The organism is Photobacterium swingsii, assembly GCF_024346715.1.
Classification (GTDB): Bacteria; Pseudomonadota; Gammaproteobacteria; order Enterobacterales; family Vibrionaceae; genus Photobacterium; species Photobacterium swingsii.
Genome location: NZ_AP024853.1, coordinates 606938 through 626358, shown reverse-complemented (window position 1 = coordinate 626358; position 19421 = coordinate 606938). Strand labels below are relative to the sequence as shown.

The 19421-nt window shown below is 42.0% G+C and carries 23 protein-coding genes and 1 pseudogene; 19 read left to right on the top strand and 5 right to left on the bottom strand.

Annotated features, from left to right (window positions below):
• Positions 1–11: 11 nt before the first annotated feature.
• The 10 genes from OCU77_RS20185 (at position 12) to OCU77_RS20140 (ending at position 8422) form a co-directional block, all read left to right on the top strand.
• Positions 12–1646, top strand: coding sequence for an FGGY-family carbohydrate kinase (locus OCU77_RS20185; RefSeq protein WP_107302711.1), 1635 nt, complete (start codon positions 12–14; stop codon positions 1644–1646).
• Between the two features lie 148 nt (positions 1647–1794).
• The gene (locus OCU77_RS20180) at positions 1795–2421 is read left to right on the top strand and encodes a PepSY-associated TM helix domain-containing protein (RefSeq protein ID WP_193391660.1); all 627 of its coding nucleotides are present in this window, start codon (positions 1795–1797) and stop codon (positions 2419–2421) included.
• Positions 2422–2508: 87 nt separating this feature from the next.
• Positions 2509–3039: a DUF2271 domain-containing protein gene (locus tag OCU77_RS20175; protein ID WP_048898956.1), complete on the top strand. Its 531-nt coding sequence runs from the start codon at positions 2509–2511 to the stop codon at positions 3037–3039.
• 17 nt (positions 3040–3056) lie between these two features.
• Positions 3057–3893, top strand: coding sequence for a DUF4198 domain-containing protein (locus tag OCU77_RS20170; RefSeq protein ID WP_048898957.1), 837 nt, complete (start codon positions 3057–3059; stop codon positions 3891–3893).
• A gap of 62 nt (positions 3894–3955) precedes the next feature.
• On the top strand, positions 3956–4273 hold the full coding sequence (locus OCU77_RS20165) for a hypothetical protein (RefSeq protein ID WP_048898958.1): 318 nt from the start codon (positions 3956–3958) through the stop codon (positions 4271–4273).
• Positions 4270–4896 carry a DUF6162 family protein gene (locus tag OCU77_RS20160; RefSeq protein ID WP_048898959.1) on the top strand — a complete coding sequence of 209 codons (627 nt, stop codon included), beginning with the start codon at positions 4270–4272 and terminating at the stop codon, positions 4894–4896. Before OCU77_RS20165 ends, OCU77_RS20160 begins: the two co-directional genes overlap by 4 nt.
• A 50-nt stretch (positions 4897–4946) precedes the next feature.
• Complete coding sequence (locus OCU77_RS20155; RefSeq protein WP_048898960.1) at positions 4947–5903, top strand: metal ABC transporter solute-binding protein, Zn/Mn family; 957 nt, start codon at positions 4947–4949, stop codon at positions 5901–5903.
• Between the two features lie 2 nt (positions 5904–5905).
• A complete protein-coding gene (locus OCU77_RS20150; protein ID WP_048898961.1) occupies positions 5906–6655 on the top strand; it encodes a metal ABC transporter ATP-binding protein in 750 nt (249 codons plus the stop codon).
• Positions 6655–7530, top strand: a complete 876-nt coding sequence (locus tag OCU77_RS20145) for a metal ABC transporter permease (protein ID WP_048899049.1) — start codon at positions 6655–6657, stop codon at positions 7528–7530. Before OCU77_RS20150 ends, OCU77_RS20145 begins: the two co-directional genes overlap by 1 nt.
• 55 nt (positions 7531–7585) lie before the next feature.
• Positions 7586–8422: a metal ABC transporter solute-binding protein, Zn/Mn family gene (locus OCU77_RS20140; protein ID WP_107302745.1), complete on the top strand. Its 837-nt coding sequence runs from the start codon at positions 7586–7588 to the stop codon at positions 8420–8422.
• 157 nt (positions 8423–8579) lie between these two features.
• On the opposite strand, the gene OCU77_RS20135 is transcribed toward OCU77_RS20140, so the two are convergent.
• Entirely contained in the window at positions 8580–9035 is a 456-nt protein-coding gene (locus OCU77_RS20135; protein ID WP_048898963.1) for a MarR family winged helix-turn-helix transcriptional regulator, read from the bottom strand.
• 415 nt (positions 9036–9450) lie between these two features.
• Between OCU77_RS20135 and OCU77_RS20130 the strand changes: the two genes are divergently transcribed.
• Positions 9451–9990 (top strand): NUDIX hydrolase, encoded by a 540-nt coding sequence (locus OCU77_RS20130; RefSeq protein ID WP_048899050.1) that lies wholly within the window; start codon positions 9451–9453, stop codon positions 9988–9990.
• 188 nt (positions 9991–10178) lie between these two features.
• Here the strand turns inward: OCU77_RS20130 and OCU77_RS20125 are convergent, their stop codons facing one another.
• Both OCU77_RS20125 and OCU77_RS20120 read right to left on the bottom strand, forming a co-directional pair.
• Positions 10179–10568: a VOC family protein gene (locus OCU77_RS20125; protein WP_048898964.1), complete on the bottom strand. Its 390-nt coding sequence runs from the start codon at positions 10566–10568 to the stop codon at positions 10179–10181.
• A gap of 60 nt (positions 10569–10628) precedes the next feature.
• Positions 10629–11036, bottom strand: coding sequence for a helix-turn-helix transcriptional regulator (locus tag OCU77_RS20120; protein ID WP_048898965.1), 408 nt, complete (start codon positions 11034–11036; stop codon positions 10629–10631).
• 224 nt (positions 11037–11260) lie between these two features.
• On the opposite strand from OCU77_RS20120, the gene OCU77_RS20115 reads away from it, so the two are divergent.
• The 8 genes and pseudogenes from OCU77_RS20115 (at position 11261) to OCU77_RS20080 (ending at position 17260) form a co-directional block, all read left to right on the top strand.
• Positions 11261–11866 (top strand): YceI family protein, encoded by a 606-nt coding sequence (locus OCU77_RS20115; protein WP_048898966.1) that lies wholly within the window; start codon positions 11261–11263, stop codon positions 11864–11866.
• Between the two features lie 40 nt (positions 11867–11906).
• A complete protein-coding gene (locus tag OCU77_RS20110; protein ID WP_048898967.1) occupies positions 11907–12134 on the top strand; it encodes a DUF3820 family protein in 228 nt (75 codons plus the stop codon).
• Positions 12118–14154, top strand: coding sequence for a recombinase family protein (locus tag OCU77_RS20105; protein WP_084711787.1), 2037 nt, complete (start codon positions 12118–12120; stop codon positions 14152–14154). The genes OCU77_RS20110 and OCU77_RS20105 overlap by 17 nt, the downstream gene beginning before the upstream one ends.
• Before the next feature lie 120 nt (positions 14155–14274).
• Positions 14275–14562: pseudogene (locus OCU77_RS20100) on the top strand (M48 metallopeptidase family protein); the annotation flags it as partial.
• A gap of 11 nt (positions 14563–14573) precedes the next feature.
• Positions 14574–15500 carry a COG2958 family protein gene (locus OCU77_RS20095; RefSeq protein WP_048898968.1) on the top strand — a complete coding sequence of 309 codons (927 nt, stop codon included), beginning with the start codon at positions 14574–14576 and terminating at the stop codon, positions 15498–15500.
• A gap of 11 nt (positions 15501–15511) precedes the next feature.
• A complete protein-coding gene (locus OCU77_RS20090; RefSeq protein ID WP_162845620.1) occupies positions 15512–15685 on the top strand; it encodes a hypothetical protein in 174 nt (57 codons plus the stop codon).
• Entirely contained in the window at positions 15678–16517 is an 840-nt protein-coding gene (locus OCU77_RS20085) for an HNH endonuclease (protein ID WP_048898969.1), read from the top strand. The genes OCU77_RS20090 and OCU77_RS20085 overlap by 8 nt, the downstream gene beginning before the upstream one ends.
• Positions 16518–16912: 395 nt before the next feature.
• Positions 16913–17260, top strand: a complete 348-nt coding sequence (locus OCU77_RS20080; protein WP_048898970.1) for a hypothetical protein — start codon at positions 16913–16915, stop codon at positions 17258–17260.
• Positions 17261–17429: 169 nt separating this feature from the next.
• Here the strand turns inward: OCU77_RS20080 and OCU77_RS20075 are convergent, their stop codons facing one another.
• Together OCU77_RS20075 and mobC are read right to left on the bottom strand one after the other, a co-directional pair.
• The gene (locus OCU77_RS20075; protein WP_048898971.1) at positions 17430–18812 is read right to left on the bottom strand and encodes a relaxase family protein; all 1383 of its coding nucleotides are present in this window, start codon (positions 18810–18812) and stop codon (positions 17430–17432) included.
• On the bottom strand, positions 18809–19156 hold the full coding sequence (gene mobC / locus OCU77_RS20070) for a plasmid mobilization relaxosome protein MobC (RefSeq protein ID WP_048898972.1): 348 nt from the start codon (positions 19154–19156) through the stop codon (positions 18809–18811). Before mobC ends, OCU77_RS20075 begins: the two co-directional genes overlap by 4 nt.
• Positions 19157–19421: the final 265 nt, after the last annotated feature.

Below are 19421 nucleotides of genomic sequence, written 5' to 3'. Positions count from 1 at the left end.
GAGAGAGCAAGATGAGTATTTATTTTATTGGCGTTGATGTTGGTAGTGGTAGCGCTAGAGCTGGTGTTTTCGATGCCTCTGGTCGAAAAGTCGGTGAAGCTAAGCGTGATACCCAAATGTTTAAACCACGGGCAGATTTTGTTGAGCAATCGTCAGAGAACATTTGGCAAAGTGTGTGTATGGCAGTAAAAGATGCTGTCTCTAAAGCGAATATTGACCCCGTCCAAGTCAAAGGTATTGGCTTTGATGCAACTTGTTCACTGGTTGTGCTTGATAAAAAAGGTCTACCACTCACAGTGAGTCCAACAGGCCGTAGTGAACAAAATATTATTATGTGGATGGATCACCGTGCAATAGCGCAGGCTGAACGGATTAACGCCACTGAGCACCCAGTATTGGCTTATGTTGGCAACCGAATTTCTCCTGAAATGCAAACGCCTAAGTTGCTTTGGTTAAAGCAAAACATGCCAAATACTTGGTCTCAAGCGAAGTACTTTTTCGACTTGCCTGATTTCCTTACTTGGAAAGCAACGTTTGATGATAGTCGCTCACTTTGCTCTACCGTATGTAAATGGACATACCTTGGTCATGAGAATAAGTGGGATGCACACTTCTTTGAACGTATTGGGTTAGAAGATTTATTGGCTGATGATGCAAAAGCCATTGGTAATGTGATTAAGCCTATGGGCGCGCCTGTTGGGGAAGGCCTGACGGCACATGCTGCTAATGATTTAGGCTTAATGCGTGGTACGCCTGTTGGTACCTCGATTATCGATGCCCATGCTGGTGGTATTGGCGTCTTAGGTGCGGCAGGTATGGCGGGCGAAACGGCTGACTTTAATAAGCGCTTAGCACTGATTGGTGGCACATCATCGTGCCATATGGCGGCATCAAAAACAGCACGCTTTATTGATGGTGTTTGGGGGGCTTATTACGGTGCCATGATCCCCGATCATTGGTTAAACGAAGGTGGACAGTCTGCGACAGGGGCGTTAATTGATCATGTGATCACTTCGCATCCACTTTATGAATCAATGAAAGTACAAGCAAGAGAAGAGGGAACAACGGTTTATCAGCTGTTGAATGATCACTTACTGAAGCTTGCTGGTACCAAAGAAAATATTGCGTTTCTGACCAAAGATATTCATGTGTTGCCGTATTTTCATGGTAACCGCTCACCACGCGCCAATCCGAACCTGACCGGTACAATGACAGGGCTAAAAATGTCGAAAACCATTGATGATATGGCGCTGGCATACCTAGCGACTATCCAGGCAATAGCCTTGGGGACTCGGCATATTATTGAGGTGATGAACCAAGCAGGGTATGAAATTGATACCATCATGGGCTGTGGAGGTGGTACGAAAAACACGATTTTCATTCAAGAGCATGCGAATGCAACGGGTTGTGTGATGGTACTGCCGGAAGAAAGTGAAGCCGTATTATTGGGCTCCGCTATGTTAGGCTCGGTAGCGTCTGGCTTTTATTCCGATATTCCTAATGCGATGAATGCGATGAGTCGTATCGGGCGCGCAGTGACACCTCAAACCGATAGAATTAAGCGTTTTTATGACATGAAATATCAAGTATTTCACCAAATGTATGAAGACGATATGAAGTATAAACAGCTGATGTCTGAATTTTAACCTTACCTCTCTATCGCCACCTCTTTACCCATAAGCCGCTGCCCAGCGGCTTTTTTTCGCCTAATGTAAACTTTGTAAATTGAATCACAATGAAAATTATTATCACTTAAAATACACTTCATTCTGATTCACCACTGAAACGTAATACATGCTTAAGAATAAAACAGTGCAGCTATGGTCACGTCGACTGCATATCTACATTTCCATGGCCTTACTACTTGTTGTGCTGTTTTTTGCCATTACAGGCATCACGCTTAATCGCCCACATTTATTCGTGAAAAGTCAGCCAGATATTACTGAGATTACCTTAGCCATCCCTGAAGGTTTATTACATTCAGATAAAGGGCGGTACAGCCCAGATGAAGTGCGTTTACTGGCTTATTTAACCAAAGAAGCGCAGGTTTCTGGCCAGCCTTCAGGCTTCAATGTTTACCGTGATATTGAAGATGGTGAATTAATCGAAGGCGAAATCGCTGTTGATTTTAAAGGCCCTGGCTTTAACTCGGCGGTTTTCATCGACATGACAACGCAAGAAGCGGTCATTGAGAAGACTCATTATGGCTTAGTTGCTGTACTGAACGATTTACACAAAGGACGTAACAGTGGGGAAGTGTGGCGTTGGTTCATTGATATTACCGCCTTATTAATGGTGTTTTTTGTTTTAACGGGCGTGTGTTTACTCATTCCTAAAAAGAAAACACTTAAAACATCCATGCAATGGATGACGCTAGGTACCGCCGTCACCCTAATTATCTTTTTTGTTGCAGTGCCTTAATAGCCAAATCGCTCTTTAGGCTTTGCAATCACAATGCGCCAAGTTAACTCACCTGAGTTAATTGCTCCATATATCAAGGATTATCTGATGAATTTGGCATTAAAAACCGTGTTGAAGTCCAGTGCACTTGTCGCTGCATTATCAGCACCCTTAATGGCACACGCAGCGCCACTTCCTACCAATGCGCAAATGGATGTGGAATTTGAAATACCTTATATCAAGGCATCGCCATACGCTCGCCCATATATTGCAGTCTGGATTGAAGATGCGAACCGTAAGCCGATACGTACCATAGAGTTATGGGTTGGTAAGGATGAGTGGCTAAAAGATTTGCGCACTTGGTGGCGTAAAGTGGGCCGTTATGATCGGGAATTGGTTGATGCTGTAACGTCTGCGACTCGTACTGTTGGTGAATACCGATTTACGTGGGATGGACTCGATGATTCAGGTGAACGTGTTGAGCAAGGTGAGTACACCTTCTATGCCGAATCTGTTCGTGAGCACGGTGGCCGTAGTGTTATTCGCCAGAAACTGAATTTAGCGGATAAACCTTTCAAAATTGATATTAAGCCAGCAGTGGAAATTGGCAACGTCGCGCTGACATACAAAATTAAATAGGACTTAAGAGAACAATCATGATCAAAAATAACAAAATGAAAGCGGCCGCTCTTGCGTGCACACTATTGACGGGTTTAGCGGTTTCAGCGTCTGCAAATGCACACCCTCGCTGGATTTTGCCTTCTCACTTTACCGTATCGAAAGAAGGCGGTGACTGGTTAACATTTGATGTGACAGCTTCACACGGTACCTTTGTGTTTGATAAGCCTGCGGGCAGTGAGTCAGCGCAAGTATTAATGCCTGACGGCCGTTTTGAGCGTCCAAACTTTGTGATTCGTGGTAAGCGCCGTTCTATTTTTGATTTCCACTTTTCAGAAGAAGGCACGCACAAAGTTGCTGTTAATAACGAGCCATCATACTGGACCGAATATAAAGCGGGTCGCCGTGACACCGTTAAATGGGTAAAAGCATCGAAAGCTGAGCGCGATATGTTACTCCCTGAGAAATCACGTGATGTTATTACTAAGATTAGCTTCACTCGTGCAGAGTCTTACATCACAGTGGGTAAGCCAACGCAAAAAGCATTGGAAATCGAAGGCAAACTGCTTGAGCTAAAACCAATTACACACCCAGCAGATATTGTTGAGGGCGAAGAAGTGACATTCCAAATGTTCTTCAATGGCGAGCCTCAAAAAGGTGTTACTGCCGATATCACACGTGAAGGTAGCCTTTACCGTAACCACCAAGAACAAATCGAAGTGGAAAGTGACAAAGACGGTTACATCCGTTTTGTTCCTGAACATGCTGGCCGTTACCTAATGCGTGCCCATTACAGCGGTGACCTTAAAAACCACCCGCTAGCAGATAAAGCTGGTGCGAATGTTCACCTAACGTTTGAAGCTGTTCTTCAGTAATTATTCTTAGTTTTCATAATAAGCCTGCCTCGGTAGGCTTTTTACTCTTTTTCGAGGTTGTTATGCAAAAGCAAATCGCGCTTTTCTTATTCTCATCAGCAGCGCTTTTCTCTACGTCTGCTCAGGCGCACTTTCCACTAATGAGCTGCTGGTTCGCATCTGATCAAGTTGTCTGTGAGGCGGGTTACAGTGATGGCAGTACAGCCATTGACTACGATATCAATCTTTACGATTACGATGATAATTTGATTGCAAAAGAAACAACAGATAAAGCATCTAAAGTGAGTTTTGCTAAGCCAGATACGGATTTTTACATTGTGTTTGATGCTGGCCACGAAAATCCAGTTGAAGTTGACGTTGTCGAGATCAAAGAGAAATGATCACCCAAACTGTGCGCTCCGATAACGGTGGCCGAGAAGGGAAGTGGGTTGCTTTATCCATTTTGCTGATCTTGATGATCTCGGCGGTATTACTTCCTTATCACCAGCAACAAGCAGGTACTGCCACGTTACCGTCTCACCAAATTGCGCTCACCGATATAGAGCAAGCGTCATTAGGACTCATTGCTGATTTACGTCTAGCGCATGAAGAAGTCAGAAACTTGTACTTTGATGCTCGCGATTTAAACGCATCTGAACAGCAGGCGAGTGTACTAGAAACTGAACTGACCAAGAGTTCATTAAGCCAATGGGCTGATATTGATGAACTGCGGGAAATGTGGCTGCCTCCTTTTATCGAAGACAAAAGCTGGGATTTCCAAGGCAAGCACCAGTGGACATTGATTGCACCTGCGACATACCAAGGTATTGCACAAGCATCTGGTGGCGCTAAGTCTTTGGTTCTTGTTGCAGTACATGAAACACCTGAAATTTGGTTAGATCTCAATAACAACGCAGCAGAACTTCTTGCATCAGAAACTGTGATTTCTGATAAAGCCTTGATTGATGCAGGCTGGATTCAAATTGCTTTTGAGCAAGCGAATGCTACCTCTCACGGACATTAAACTGTCTTTTTGCTTAATACATCGATACCCATACTGTCAGTGGTAACACAATGATAAAAATACTATCACCCGTAATTTCAGCTCAATCTGTTTTCTCCAAAGCACTTTTATGTAAAGTGGCTTCGCTATTTCTTCTTTCTGCTTTTAGCTCTTTTTCTCATGCTGCCGACAAACTCAATATCGGTATTACGTTGCAACCGTACTACAGCTATGTAAAAGCTGTTGTTGGTGATAAAGCTGAAATTTTGCCTTTGGTTGATGCCGGTTTTAACCCACATAACTATCAGCCACAGCCAAATGACTTACGCCGTCTACGCGAAATGGACGTGATCGTTGTCAATGGCATTGGTCACGATGATTTTGCAATGAAAGTGATCCAGGCAGCTAACCGCAGCGATCTTATTGTGATTGAAGCGAACAAAGACGTGCCTTTACTGCCAGCTATGGGTCAGTCTGTTGGTGATGGGGCGGTGAATCCACATACCTTTGTTGGTCTTTCAACCACGATTCAAAAGGTTTACACCATCGCCAATGAGATGGCGAAAATCGACCCAGAAAATGCACGTTATTACCGTGCTAATGCGCGTAAATACGCAACAACATTCCGCAAAATGAAACACAACGCCATGATGACGTTGGGCGACCTTGATACGGCCGGTATGACGGTAGCCACTACGCACAACGCGTACGGCTATTTACTGCAAGAGTTTGGTGTCGATGTCGCAACTGTAATTGAACCTGCACACGGTGTAGAACCTAGTGCGAGTCAGCTGCAAGAAACGATCGAGAAAATCCGTAAATCAGGAATTGATGTTCTATTTTACGAGCTAAACATGCCGAACCGTTATGTGGACACGATTGAGAAAGCAACGGGGGTTCAGCTATACCGTTTTTCTCACATGACACACGGTCCGTATGAAGCAAAAAAAGTGGAAGTTGAAACGCGAGAAAACCTAAATACCTTGGTTGAAGCCATGAAATTCGCCGCTGAAAAGAAAGGTAGCTAACTGTGGGACCTTCAATTGAATTAAGAAATGTTGGACTGACGTATGGTGAAAACGTCATCTTGCAAGACATTAATCATCGTTTTTCTGCTGGTCAGTGCCACATTGTTATGGGGCCGAATGGTGGTGGTAAAACATCGCTTTTGCGCTCAATTCTGGGGTTAACGCCTTTTTCGGGTGAAATTGACATTCAATGGGAGCAAAGCAAGGGCAAATTGGGTTACGTACCCCAAAAAGCCATGTTTGAAGGCAGTCTGCCACTGACAGTGATGGATTTCATTCTCTTAAACCAAAGCAGTAGCCCGTTGTTTTGGCGTCAAAATGCCAAGAATAAAGCGCGTGCGCTGACTCAACTTGAACGTGTTGGTATGGCAAACCGTGCTGATCGTCGTATGGGTCAGTTATCGGGTGGTGAGCAGCAACGTGTATTGTTTGCTCAGGCGCTGCTCGATGATCCTCAGCTACTAGTGTTAGATGAGCCGACCACGGGTATGGATGAGCAGGGGGTTCGCTATTTAGAGTCCTTGATTCATGAATTAGTAGCCGATAATCGCACAATTTTGGCGGTTCACCATGATGTAACTGCTGTACGCCGTTTAGATGGCCATGTGCATGTGGTTAACCGCAGTGTTATCGATAACGGCAGTGTCGCGGAAGTGTTGGTGCCTGAAAAAATTGAACGACTCTTTAATCATTACACTGCAGCACCTGCGGTATCTTCAGTCGACGCCGAAAACAAGAAGGAGGTCGCATGATGGATTTTGTTCGTCAGTGGGCACTCTTGGGTGTGGATGCAGGATGGCTTAGCGAGAGCTTTTCATATGCCTTTGTTGTAAATGCCGTTGTGGCAGCCTTGATGGTTGGTCCTTTGCTCGGTGGCTTAGGTACTTTGGTTATCGCTAAGCGCTTGGCTTTCTTTTCTGAAGCTGTAGGCCATGCTGCATTAACCGGCATTGCTCTTGGGGTTTTACTTGGCGAGCCGCCAGATAATCCAATTATTGGTCTGTTTAGTTTTTGTATGATTTTTGCGCTTCTGCTGCATTTTGTACGTAACCGAACCAATGTACCTTATGACACTTTAGTGGGGGTATTCCTTGCCTTAGCATTAGCGGTAGGTGCGGCTTTATTGATGTATGTGGCACGTAAGATTAACGTTCACTTACTCGAAAACGTCCTTTTTGGCTCGATCCTAACAGTAACAGACAGCGATTTACTGCTATTGGCAGGCAGTTGCCTGTTGATTGTACTGGTGTTGATCCCCACGTTTAATCGGATTTTATTAACCTGTATCAGCCCTGATATCGCCCGCGTACGCGGCTATGCGACTAATTTTTATGATTATCTATTTGTAATGATGATCACCTTGGTGACCATTGCTTCAGTAAAAATTATCGGTGCTGTGTTGGTCGGTGCGCTATTGCTGATCCCAGGTGCAACTGCTCGTTTGCTCACTAAAAATATGGGCAGTTTTGTGGTGTTATCGGCTGTGTTAGCCACTATTAGCTGCTTAATTGGAACCATTCTTCCAATGGAACTTAAATTGCCTGTCCCATCGGGTGCAGCGATCATCATCGTCTCCGCTATTTTCTTTTTGACTGCGACTTTCTATCGCATCGTACGTAAAGGGTAATCTTGTGCTTCAATCATTATCTACTAAAAGTGTACTTTCTCTTACTGCGTTAGCCATGGCGTTATCAAGTACAACGGCACTCGCAAAAGATATTCTCACGGCAACACCTGTGACTTATATGCTGGCGACAGAGCTGACGAAAGGCACAGAGTTAACGACTGAGTATTTACCGCCTAAGCGTTACGGTGTATCGCGTTTACCTAATTGGTTTAGTAACCAAGGGGCAGAGGCGACTGAGAAAGCGGCAAAAGAGGCGACGGTTGCATTAACCTTAGGTGCAGTTTGGGCAGCGGATCCTCTGTATGTTCATGCTCGCCAAGGCAATATTAATATTATCGAGGTGGATGCATCACAGGCGATATCACCGCGTGCCACAGGCGTTGCAGCCTTGCGTTTAGATGATGGTTCGTTATCCCCATTTGCATGGCTAAACCCTTCTAATCTAAGCCGCATGGCTGCGATTGTGAGTGATGATTTACAACGCGTATGGCCAGAGCAAGCTGCGGTGATTAATAAAAACCAGCAGTCGCTAATGGTGAATGTGCGCCAGTTGATAAACCAGCAGCAACAGCAACTTATCGAAGCTAATATTGATTCAGTTATTTTATTATCCACCGAGCTAGAAGATTTTGCGTCGGGTAATCAGCTGTTTGTTGTGGATCGTTTAACGACACCAGAGCTGGAATGGACTGATAAAGATAAAGCCAACTTGAAGTCTGCGTTAGAAGAAGACGAAACGTTATGGGTGCTAACAACCCGTAAAATGAGCGCTCAATTGAAATCGCTGGTTCCGAATGCAGAACGTGTTCTTGTGATTGACAGCGTAGATCGTTGGGGCAGAGCAGGCATTGATACTAAAGCGCCGCTTAAGCGTTGGCAGCTAGCGTTATAATTTGTTGTAACGTAAATAACTAAATGAGCCTGAGAAGTGATTTTCTCGGGCTTTTTTTTCAAAGCTTAAAAATCATATTGTTAGAATGAAAAAAGCTTCCGATGAAGGAAGCTTTTAAAATATGATTTGATGTTGTAGAGACATTAGCTGATCAGGCTTAGTCTAACCACTCGTCTTCACTCCAAATAGGGTTCAGGCGTTTGATGCAGGTAACAAAAGCTTTTTTCATTTCTTCTTGCTGTTCAGCAGGAATGTCTTGAACGCTTTCTTCTAGCATTTCTGTTAGTACAACAGAAAGTTCATCATGAATTACTTTACCTTTCTGAGTAATGAAAATGCGCTTTGCATTTTTATTTAGCTCATCAGGTGTTGTTGCAACTAAACCATGTTTTGTTGAGTGACGTAGGATACTACTGATAGTACCTTTAGATCTCCCCATACGGCGTGCAAGTACGCTAGGACGTTGTCCATCTTCAAAATCGAGTTCAATCAGTAACGCAAGACGTTCTACATTCAGTTCTGGGTGGCGACGTACCACTTCTGCTTGAACTTTGTTTTGTAGAAAGTGAGAAAAAGTTACAGATAACCCTGCTAGAGTTTCATGTGGTTTCATAATGCTCTCCTATATGTTTAACATCTTATATTGTTTATCGATAAATACAATCCGAGAGCCTTGTTTTTTTTATATATTATGAGATGTATTTAACTAAATCTATTTTTTGAGAAGAAAAAGGTACCGAACTGTCGCTTTTCACTATGCTAATAACGGCATGATTTATAGTGATATTGTTTGTGTTGATGAAAGTGATTTGTAGGAAGGTAAAAATGAGTATCAATGGATGCTGTATTAACAATTGCAACAAGATTTAAATTTGAACAATAGAAAATTTACATCCATTTTGCCCGTATTTTCTATTGCTCGACGTAATAATATGCCGCCTGATGCGTAGTGAGGTTCGGTGTGCCTCTGGTATCGTTGTGAAAAATCATTACAATGGCGCCTTCGTTTTTTATTGAGTGCCATCACTATGCGATTATTAAAGTCCTCTACACATCCTGATTTAACCGAGTTAGCGGGTTCGGTGTTTCATCGTCGTGCTGCGAGAGGAATCATTTTAGATGGCGACAATATTCTAATGCTTTATACCGAGCGTTATCATGACTATACCTTACCTGGTGGTGGGGTAGACGATGGTGAAGATTTGGTTGAAGGTCTGATCCGTGAGCTTGAAGAAGAAACGGGCGCGCAAAATATTCGCGATATTCGCGAATTTGGTATGTATGAAGAATATCGCCCTTGGTATAAGCCTGAGCATGATATTGTTCACATGGAATCTTACTGTTACGTTTGTACAATTGATGCAGAATTGGGTGAAACCAAGTTTGAAGATTACGAAATTAAAAATGGTATGAAGCCAGTTTGGATGAATATCTTTGAAGCGATTGCCCACAATGAAGACACCATGGCCAACAGCGATAAGAAAGGCATGTCAATTGAGCGTGAGACCTTCTTATTGAAGAAAATTGTCGAGGAGCTGATTGAACAGCCTCTACAGAAAGCATCATAAGCTTTACCGCTGATACTATGCTAAATGAAACCACCTTCGGGTGGTTTTTTGTTATTTGGTGTATTCTTTCTTCTCGGCTCTTAGCGCTAGTGTGAGGACATATGCCAAATACGAATCAGGTGATGTCACAATTCTGGCATCACCTGATGTGCCTATGATATGCGCTCTTTATATTTACTCTCTGAGCGCTATAGCTCCTGCATCAGCTGAATATAATTTCCACAGGTATCGTCTAATACCGCTATCATGACTGTACCCGCTTCCCTAGGCGCGATAGAAAATTGAACCCCCAGTTTTGTAAGCCTCTCGTACTCTTTCTTGATGTCATCGACAGCAAAAGAGGTCCAAGGGATCCCTGCTTCTTTTAAGGCGTTTTGGTATAACCTTGCTGGTTCAAATGCCATAGGTTCAAGTAATAGCTCAACCCCTGCTTGTTCTTGCGGAGAGACGACAGTTAGCCATTTGTGCTCACCGAGAGGGACTTCCGTTTTCTTGATAAAGCCTAAAATATTCGTATAGAAATTTAATGCCTTATCTTGATTTTCTACAGGAACGCTTGTTACGCAGATTTTGATCACTTAAATACACCTGTGCTGTTATGGAATAAGTAAACGATAGCCAAAGCGCCGATAAAAAACTTATTCCAGATTGCTTTTATGGTGTTTTTGGAACTCTCTTGGTGAGTACCCCGTACTTTTTTTAAAGACAGAAGAAAAGGTCGTGACGCTTTCATAGCCTACTTCAAAGCAGGTATGGGTGATGGAACGCCCTTGCCTTAGAAGCACTTTAGCTTTTGAAATGCGCATATCTTTCAGATAATGGCGCGGAGTGATCCCATACATTCTTTTAAATACGCGTACATAGTGGAAGCGAGACATAAATGCAGCTTTAGCGAGATCGTTTAATTCAATGTTTTCGGAATAATATTTCTCCATGAAGGCCTTGGATTGCCTAATAAGAGCGTATTGCTTGGGTTGTATTGAGTCCTCGCTGGCCAAACGATCGAGCTCTTTTTCATAATATGTCTTAGGAGGAGAGGAGGGCATTTAATGTCTGGAGTCTATGAAAAGTACACAATTAATTCTAACACGTTCATGCCTAATAGCTGTTAGCCCCTTCACTCTCTTTGCTCACCGTGTCCCCACATCATTGACTAAGCAAAACGCTTTATATTTTCTCTCATAATCTGATTAATCACTTCGCTGGTCCTGCCTTGAACGAGAAATCATCTATAGTTTTAATCATCACAACGTATTGTAAGGGAAAATGAATGTTTAAAGCTAAAGCGCTATTGGTTGCACTCGCTATGGTCAATGCCCCTGCGGCACTCGCGGATTGGGTGTTAGAGAATGACAGTTCATCGATAAATTTTTTATCCGTTAAAAATGCAAGTGTTGTCGAAACTCATCGCTTTTCGGCACTACAAGGCACGCTATCAGATTCGGGGAAAGCGCATGTTGTGATTAGTTTAGCGAGTGTTGATACCAATATAGACATTCGAGATGAGCGCATGCGTACCATGTTGTTCAATACTGATTTGTTTCCGAGTGCAATTTTGGATGCTCAGCTTGATCAGAAACAGTTAGCGGTAATGCAAGTCGGCCAAACCATGGTTTTACCAGTTTCTTTTACCTTAGAGCTTCACGGACAGCAGCAAACACTAGAAACGAATTTGCAGATCATCAAAGTTGAAAATGGTGACCTTCTTGCTAATTCTCTGCAGCCTGTGGTGGTTGATGCGGCCAAGTTTAAGTTAGATGAAGGGGTAGAGGCACTACGAGAGGTTGCTAAGTTGAATACTATAGTGCCGAGTGTACCTGTTTATGTTTCACTTCATTTTAAAAATACCCAAGTGCCATTAGATAGTGATAAATAACCTTGGTATTATCTATGCTTAGTTAATACAGGTTTGAGCTATGTTTCAGAAAGAACACTTGGTAAAGCTCGCGAACATGAAAATGCCATTTGGTAAATACAGTGGTCGCGTGCTTATTGATTTACCAGAAGAATACTTACTCTGGTTTGCCAATAAAAATCAGTTTCCCTCGGGTGAGTTAGGTGATTTAATGCAGCTCTGTTTAGCCCTCAAAATAGATGGCTTGGATTCTGTGGTGAGACCCCTTAAGTATGGAAACTACCCCTAAAATCTATAATTATGCTCGTGTTAGCACCACGAAACAGTTGCAAGGTGTTGGCTTAGAAACGCAGCAACAGAAAAGTGTCCTCGATGACTTATCCAAAGAACATAACCTTCCTATTGATGATGAGAATTTCGTTGATCAGGGGCTAAGCGCATACCATGGTAAACATAAGGAAGGGGCGCTTGGCCTTGTGTTATCTCGTATAGAAAGTGGTGAAATACCCTCGGGCAGTATTCTTGTTGTTTTCTCCCTTGACCGCCTTTCAAGAGAAACCGTTAACGTCGCAATGGAGCAATTACTTAGTATTATTAACCGTGGTGTGCGTGTGTATACGCATATTGATGGCAAAATGTTTGATGCTAAGAGCCAGAACTTGACAGCAGATCTTATTGTTTCGTTGATTACAATGCAGCGAGCAAATGAGGAATCAGAGACGAAATCGAAGCGCACCATTGCTGCTGCTAAGATTGCTTTAAAGCGCTGGAAAGAAACAGGTAAACCACAAGGTGCTCTTGGGCGCACGCCATTTTGGATAGATCAGCGTACAAACACGTTTAACATTAATGCAGACGGTGTACAGAAAGCGGTTGAAATGCGGATCGCTGGCTACGGCGACTTAAAAATCAAACAGTATTTAGATGCCAATTTCGAATACAAGCCGACAAGGCGGAAGGGCACAGTAAAACAATCCAAAACATGGGATTACATTGCAATCAGCCAGCTATGGGGAAAACGCTCATTGATTGGTGAAAAAACCTTTACGATAGAAGGTATTGCTCATGTTATGGAAAATTACTACCCAGCACTAATTGACGATTACACATTCCGTAAGCTCCAAATCCGAACAACTAAAAAGCGAGGAAGAGACACTGGAAGCGGCAAAATTCCATTACTAAAAAGCCTTGTTCGTTGTGATATTTGCGGTGGTGCAATGGTTTTTATGGACAAAGGCGGTGACAGAGTCAGCTATGTGTGCAATTTGGCGTTGAAGGGCGAGCATGAGCGCGAACTCTACAATGCCAATATGCTGGATTTGTTGACTCTAGGGATTTGTAAAGATGCTTATCTCATAGAATCTGACAAAGCAAATAACGCTACCCAAGAAAATAACAAGTTGAAGCTAGAAGCTGAGTTGGTTGCGGAAAAAGAGAACCGAGTCAAGTTATTAGAGTATTGCCGAAGAACGCCAAAAGAATCATTCTTTGAGCTTCTTGAAGAAAGTGAGAATAAAATTGACGAGCTTGAAGACAAACTGGATGCCCTTAACAACGCTGATGTAGTCTTAAGTGCAGATGAGTTAGCCAGCTTGCCTGATATTTTTACTGATGATGTTCGAAAAGACTACTTACACCCTGAACGGTTGGCAATTCGCAATAACCTCTATCGTTTTATTTCTTCAATTACTTTGAATCGTAAGTTTGAACCTTGCAGTGATGCCAAGACTAACTTCGCCAACTGCGTCGATATCACTTGGCACTTCAAAAATGGTCAAAAGCGAAGACTTGCGATGTTGCCCTACGAGTACACAAAGACTGAAGGTGGTGGCGAAGGGCTTTATCTGCCATTTGTGTATATGTATGGCAGCAAGAGCCTTATCAAAGTAGAAGATGGTGATCAGCTTTTGTCAGATATTTTGACGAAACTTCACAAACTAGACCTAACGAAGTGCCTGTATCCGAGCAAAGGGCAGTATCAATGGAGTCGACGTACTCTAGAGTGTGGGAAAACCTATTGGGTTCCGCTTGATGAGGCTGTCTTTATCGAAAAGGGGATGAAAATTGTCGCAACGAGTGTCAACGGTACTGAAAAGGAAGGTAAAGGTCTTAAGGCAGAAGAAAATTACCTTTCCCTGATGTTTAATGACCCATCAACGGATGATATCGTTTACGACTATCCTGATTCTACATTCATTGAATTAGTCTGTAAGTTTGGCTTCGCTGAAACGCGTGATTTTACAGATTTTTTACGGGATAATCACTTCAATAGAGAACTCTACTCATCACTCGACTTTTTGATGTCGTAAGAGTTGTTCGTTTTATTGTTGATAACGCTTCTAGAGCGCCGATGAAAGGCGAATAGAGGCGTTATCTTCCAGAGTACTTGATATTGATACGATTTCTATGGACAGCTTAACTCAACTTTTCTGCAGGCAACTTGGCTAGAAGGCATATCTTCATTTAGTATCATGCTAATGTAAAAACAATGGGGAAGCTGCTCAGCCAAAGGCACTTTGATGCTTAATCCTCACTTAATCAAAGCCCCCTAAAGAGTGGATTGATTACGTGATCTTACATGAACTTTGCAATATCGCAGAATACAACCACAGCGAGCGCTTCTAGCGCTTATTAACCAGCGTGATGCCTAACTGGAAAGAAGTAAAGAGCAAGCTAGATGGTATCTGGCTGAATTGTATTTGAATGAGCGAGAATAATAAGAACGACAATGAGTAAATTATCGCAATCAAAGAAAATAGCTATCTTCCTACAAGAGAATCCCAATCAGCGATACACGGCTAAGGCTATTGCAGAGGCGATCACTGCACGTTATCCAGAAGATTATTTAGATAAACGAGCGAATCCTCGCTTTGAAACCGAGCAAGAATTTATCTCACAAGTTGTCGCTGAAGTTGGCGCTCAAAAACAAAGTATTCTTAATCAATCAGATAAGATCAAATGGCAAGATAAACCACGTCCTAGAGTGTACTGGTTTGATGATGGCTCGTTGTTGGGGAATGACGAACCTCAACCCGAAGAAGAGCTATCAGACGAAGCGCCGATAAACAATACGTTGAGTGAGCATGATTTATATCCGATCTTAATGGATTACCTAAAGTCAGAGCATCAACTTTACTGCCTACGAATCGATGAAAAGCGGTCAAAGAATAATTTAGGTAGCGGTGGCAATCAGTGGTTGCACCCCGATATTGTCGCGATGGAACCTGTTGCGCAGCAATGGCATCAATACGTTAAAAGTTGCGTACTTCAAGGTGGCGGTCAAAGCGTTCGCCTGTGGTCATTTGAAGTTAAGAAAACCCTAACAATGGGCAACGTGCGTAAGTGTTTCTTCCAAGCGGTCAGCAACTCGTCATGGGCTAGCGAGGGCTACTTAGTGGCAACGTCGATTGCTGATAGCCGTGTTGAGCAAGAACTGCGTATGTTAAGCGCTTTGCATGGTATTGGTGTCATTCTGCTTTCTGTAAGCAATCCATCAGAAAGTGAGTTGCTGCTACCAGCTAAAAAGCGTCCTGAGGTTGATTGGCAGTCCGTGAACCGAATTGTCGAAGAAAATGCTGATTTCAAAGACTTTATCGATCTTGTTTCTAACTACTACCAAACAGGTCGTGTTCGCAGTAAAGATTGGAACCACTAAGGAGAGCCACTATGCATTGTCCCTCTTGCGAAAAGAGTCTTGATTGGGATTGGCTCGAAGATGAGTGTATCGAACCGCATGAAGTGTTTGAGTGTCCTCATTGTAGAGAAAATTTGCGTTACGAGATTGATGAAGGCACGTATCTTGGCGCACAACATGTAACGATTGAAGTTGTGGATGATTAAGAAAATGGCAAATACATACCTTTTTCAGGGTAACCCTAGATATTACGATATGGATACCTACTTGGCGACTCATTCATATATCTACTGGCGTTGTCCAAACTACAAAGACAAGATTCAAATCGGAGACAAAGCCATATTGTGGCGAGCTGGTAAAAAGGCAGGCATGATCGCTGTTGGGGTAATAGTCGAAATACCTACGCCAGCCTCAAAAATCCAATTTCCTGAATTGTTGGGACAACGTTTCTGGACTTCAGATGAAATGGATGTCGATGATATAAAGATCGGCATTAAAATTAAAGACGTTCGTTTAACTTATGATGAAAGTTCTACATCACGAGAACACTTCAAATTGAATCCCATAGTCAGTAAGCACCGCATCATAACTAACCCCACAGGAACAGTATTTAAACTCGAAGGTGCCGTAGCTGATGCAATGTTCTTGGATTGGAATAATACTAGTGACTTAGAAATAGGTGAGTCTACATCTAGTGAAATTTTTGATTCTGAGGGTAAGTATCGTTATGTGCTGCACAAGAGAAGAGAGCGTTCAAGTGCTTTGCGCAAGGCGAAAGTTAAGCATTTTCTGACAACCAATGACTTCATTCATTGTGAACTATGCCGTGTAAATCTAAACGAGAAATACCCAAGTTCTCTTTCTGAGGGATATATTGAAGTTCATCATATCAATCCAATATCAACACTGGCTGAGCACACACCGACTCACATCGATGATTTGATATTGTTATGTCCTAATTGTCATCGAATGGTGCATCGAACGAAAGATGCGGAGAAAAACTTGGAAGATTTGAAGGTGTGGTTTTTAGATAAGTAATATTTATTTAATGCAACTAAATATGGGGGGGATGTATTAACATACTATTATTAGCTCCAAGCTGAATAGTAAATATACATCAATCATCGCCAAGAAATAGCTTCTATTATTGCTTATTCTTGTTTCACGAAAATCCCTTTTGATACTATAACAAGCTTAAGTACCGCCTATGCGATGCGTTATTACCATCGGTTTTTATTCACTTATAAGCAGATGAATTGGCAGGTTCTCGATTACAATTAAAAAGTTGAGAAAAAAATTTGTATTTGGCGATGATAAGTCAAAGTATAACTAAACATCGAGCAAGAATTGATATTGCTAGTTTTAATATAACCAAGTTATCAAGTGATGATTGCACTTTTTTAATAGATTTTTTATTCTTATAAGAAATACTTATGGAAAACATTTCTAAAAAATGCAAGTCAGTTTATGAAGAAGCTTCTGATAATGCAGCAAAATATGAATACAGCAAACTGAAAGTAGAAGACTTAGTTATTGAACATTGTCTTGAAAAGGGCTTTATTACACCAAGTGATGTCACCGAAAAGAAACGTAAGTACCTATTAGTAAAAGGGTTTGTTGAAATATCACTTGACGCGTTTAGGCTTGTCGAGGATATTAATATAAATGATATTACTCAGCATAATCTTAATGATTATTTAGAATACAAAAAGAAATTATCAACACGAATTATTAAAGGGATGTCAGAAAAGTTGTTGGCTAGTTTGCCAGATTTTAGATGATAAAAGCATGGCATTAAAATTCAATGCGTTGCACGGTTCTTTGATTTTAAAATAAGTGAAAACTAATATATTGATGAGAGAAGTAGAGGTGTGATGCTGTATCCCTAGAGTTCTTTATTAATCTGACAGTAACCGCTTTGTGTGTGGTTACTGTCAGATTATATTTTGGCTAGATTTTTTGCTCGAATTGGCTTCCCATTCGTTTAGTGGGAGATACAATACAAACTTGCTTTAATTGTTTGAAAGCACGCTGGTGTTTCAGTTCAAGCCTCCACTTACCAGTTAATTCAAGTAATCTATTAAGGTCACGACAGTTGCATTGAGTTTCTTGATAGATGTCTCCAAATCCTCGCGCTTCTGCTTTTCTTCGGTTAATGCTTCCTGCAAGTGTTTTAATTGTATCTCTAAGTTTTGTGAGGACTTTAAATACCCATGTTGAAGAGCTTTTAAGTTGATTAGTATGGTTGTTAGCATATTGATTTATTTTGTTTTTATCCTTCTTTTCAAAGGTTTTGTTAACTGGCAATACAAGAGTTTTGGGTTCTCTTTTGATTTTACGATTTGATGACAAGGTTGAAATGGCGTGATTTCGTATTCCAGTGTCAGGTATCTTCCTAAGATTATTCCCGCAAGCAATATTGCTAGGCTCAGGCACATTGGATACAGCCAATTGTGACGGCGTTGATTTGCTAGGTGTTGGTCTATAGAGTTTTCGACGATGGCACGCGATATGCTCATTTCGTTCTTTAAGCTTTTGTTTGTTTGATTTAAGTCGTTCGTGATGTTGACAAGCAAAGCTTGCAGTTCTTTCTGCCTGTTTTGCTGTGCTAATTTCAATTCCTGTGTAAGATTTGCCATAAAGTTCGCCTTTGAGGCGTATAGGTTTTTGGTATCCGTCTGCTTTAAAAGAGATAGATGATTTAGTGTTGCGAGTGACAGTCACACCGTCAATTTTGTTTAATGCATCAATCACATCTTGCTGCTGATTCAAAATACCATTTGCGGCAAGCTCAAATAGATAAGCGTCTATTTGTGCCATCAGCTCTCGCCTTGATTTTGAATTGTTACCTGAAGTAAAAGTTCTAGCCCTTGATGGATCATTGGGATCGGTAAAACCAAAGGTGTCGTTGGCAATACATTTCCATGCATCAATACGCGTCATATCTCGTCTGTGGACGTATGGCGTTAACGCTTTTCCTGTGGTCAGTTCCATGTTCACTATATGGAAGTTCAGCTCCAGTCGCCCTTTGTCTCGGTGTTCAATCCAGACAATGTCGTATTGCTGTGAAGTAAGTCCGCTCATCAAAGTATGCTCAAATGAAACCATCAGTTGCTGTTTTTGATGAGCAGGAATGTCAACTTCTTCAAAGCTCAAACAGCCGTATGTGAATGCCTTTGAAAAGCGGCTTGCCTGCTTTAACCATTCCCTTGTTATTTCTGGGTTGCCAGATAGTAACTGAGGTGCAACTGAACGGCGTTTAGTGCCGCCTTCCAGGTACTTCAAGCCGTTCTGAGCAGATGAGTGATCACCTTTGAAAAATTTAACTATCATGGTGTTTGTTGGATTAAGGTACTTAGCTGTGAATTCATTAGTACAAGTTGTGCTTGCACCGCCACTAAATCCACGAGTGAACCAGATTTTTTCACACTATTTATATGGCGTGCGATTTGGTTAATGTTATTTCCAATCAATGCAACATGACGTATTAGTGCTGGATCTTGTTTGAATATTTTGTAGCGTGCTTTTGCGTGACAGGTGTTGGGGCTAAGTGCCACTGCACGCAACCACATGGATGTATTGCCATTTGCATTGGCAAAAATTTGCTGCTTTTCTTCTTTCGTGACACGTAACTGAATGTATTCCGTTCTGGTTACTTTTTTGATGCAGTTCATCATATTTCGGCTTTGCTTTTATGCTGCGCAGCAGCTTTAGGGAGGGGATTAAAGGGGTAGGAACGTACCACTTTGCCAGCGATTTGGAAATGTAAGGAACGTCATGACAAATCTATGCTGGCTAGATAATCACCTCTTTATAAATATAATAATTAAATTCAGAGGATGCAAATCATCGAATTGAATAGCTCAGTAACGGTGGTAAATTTAATAATTTGGTTTTCGTAAGGGTGCTGTTCTTGTTTGTATTAACACCGACGATAGCGCC

Excerpts from the sequence above, each read along its gene's own strand:
- OCU77_RS20135 (WP_048898963.1), bottom strand. The coding sequence starts at position 9,035 with ATGAAACCACATGAAACTCTAGCAGGGTTATCTGTAACTTTTTCTCAC.
- OCU77_RS20185 (WP_107302711.1), top strand. The coding sequence starts at position 12 with ATGAGTATTTATTTTATTGGCGTTGATGTTGGTAGTGGTAGCGCTAGA.
- OCU77_RS20115 (WP_048898966.1), top strand. The coding sequence starts at position 11,261 with ATGTTTAAAGCTAAAGCGCTATTGGTTGCACTCGCTATGGTCAATGCC.
- OCU77_RS20170 (WP_048898957.1), top strand. The coding sequence starts at position 3,057 with ATGATCAAAAATAACAAAATGAAAGCGGCCGCTCTTGCGTGCACACTA.
- OCU77_RS20130 (WP_048899050.1), top strand. The coding sequence starts at position 9,451 with ATGCGATTATTAAAGTCCTCTACACATCCTGATTTAACCGAGTTAGCG.
- OCU77_RS20080 (WP_048898970.1), top strand. The coding sequence starts at position 16,913 with ATGGAAAACATTTCTAAAAAATGCAAGTCAGTTTATGAAGAAGCTTCT.
- OCU77_RS20180 (WP_193391660.1), top strand. The coding sequence starts at position 1,795 with ATGCTTAAGAATAAAACAGTGCAGCTATGGTCACGTCGACTGCATATC.
- OCU77_RS20095 (WP_048898968.1), top strand. The coding sequence starts at position 14,574 with ATGAGTAAATTATCGCAATCAAAGAAAATAGCTATCTTCCTACAAGAG.
- OCU77_RS20075 (WP_048898971.1), bottom strand. The coding sequence starts at position 18,812 with ATGATAGTTAAATTTTTCAAAGGTGATCACTCATCTGCTCAGAACGGC.
- OCU77_RS20110 (WP_048898967.1), top strand. The coding sequence starts at position 11,907 with ATGTTTCAGAAAGAACACTTGGTAAAGCTCGCGAACATGAAAATGCCA.
- OCU77_RS20105 (WP_084711787.1), top strand. The coding sequence starts at position 12,118 with ATGGAAACTACCCCTAAAATCTATAATTATGCTCGTGTTAGCACCACG.
- OCU77_RS20120 (WP_048898965.1), bottom strand. The coding sequence starts at position 11,036 with ATGCCCTCCTCTCCTCCTAAGACATATTATGAAAAAGAGCTCGATCGT.
- OCU77_RS20140 (WP_107302745.1), top strand. The coding sequence starts at position 7,586 with ATGGCGTTATCAAGTACAACGGCACTCGCAAAAGATATTCTCACGGCA.
- OCU77_RS20165 (WP_048898958.1), top strand. The coding sequence starts at position 3,956 with ATGCAAAAGCAAATCGCGCTTTTCTTATTCTCATCAGCAGCGCTTTTC.
- OCU77_RS20145 (WP_048899049.1), top strand. The coding sequence starts at position 6,655 with ATGGATTTTGTTCGTCAGTGGGCACTCTTGGGTGTGGATGCAGGATGG.
- mobC (WP_048898972.1), bottom strand. The coding sequence starts at position 19,156 with ATGATGAACTGCATCAAAAAAGTAACCAGAACGGAATACATTCAGTTA.
- OCU77_RS20175 (WP_048898956.1), top strand. The coding sequence starts at position 2,509 with ATGAATTTGGCATTAAAAACCGTGTTGAAGTCCAGTGCACTTGTCGCT.
- OCU77_RS20160 (WP_048898959.1), top strand. The coding sequence starts at position 4,270 with ATGATCACCCAAACTGTGCGCTCCGATAACGGTGGCCGAGAAGGGAAG.
- OCU77_RS20085 (WP_048898969.1), top strand. The coding sequence starts at position 15,678 with ATGATTAAGAAAATGGCAAATACATACCTTTTTCAGGGTAACCCTAGA.
- OCU77_RS20090 (WP_162845620.1), top strand. The coding sequence starts at position 15,512 with ATGCATTGTCCCTCTTGCGAAAAGAGTCTTGATTGGGATTGGCTCGAA.
- OCU77_RS20155 (WP_048898960.1), top strand. The coding sequence starts at position 4,947 with ATGATAAAAATACTATCACCCGTAATTTCAGCTCAATCTGTTTTCTCC.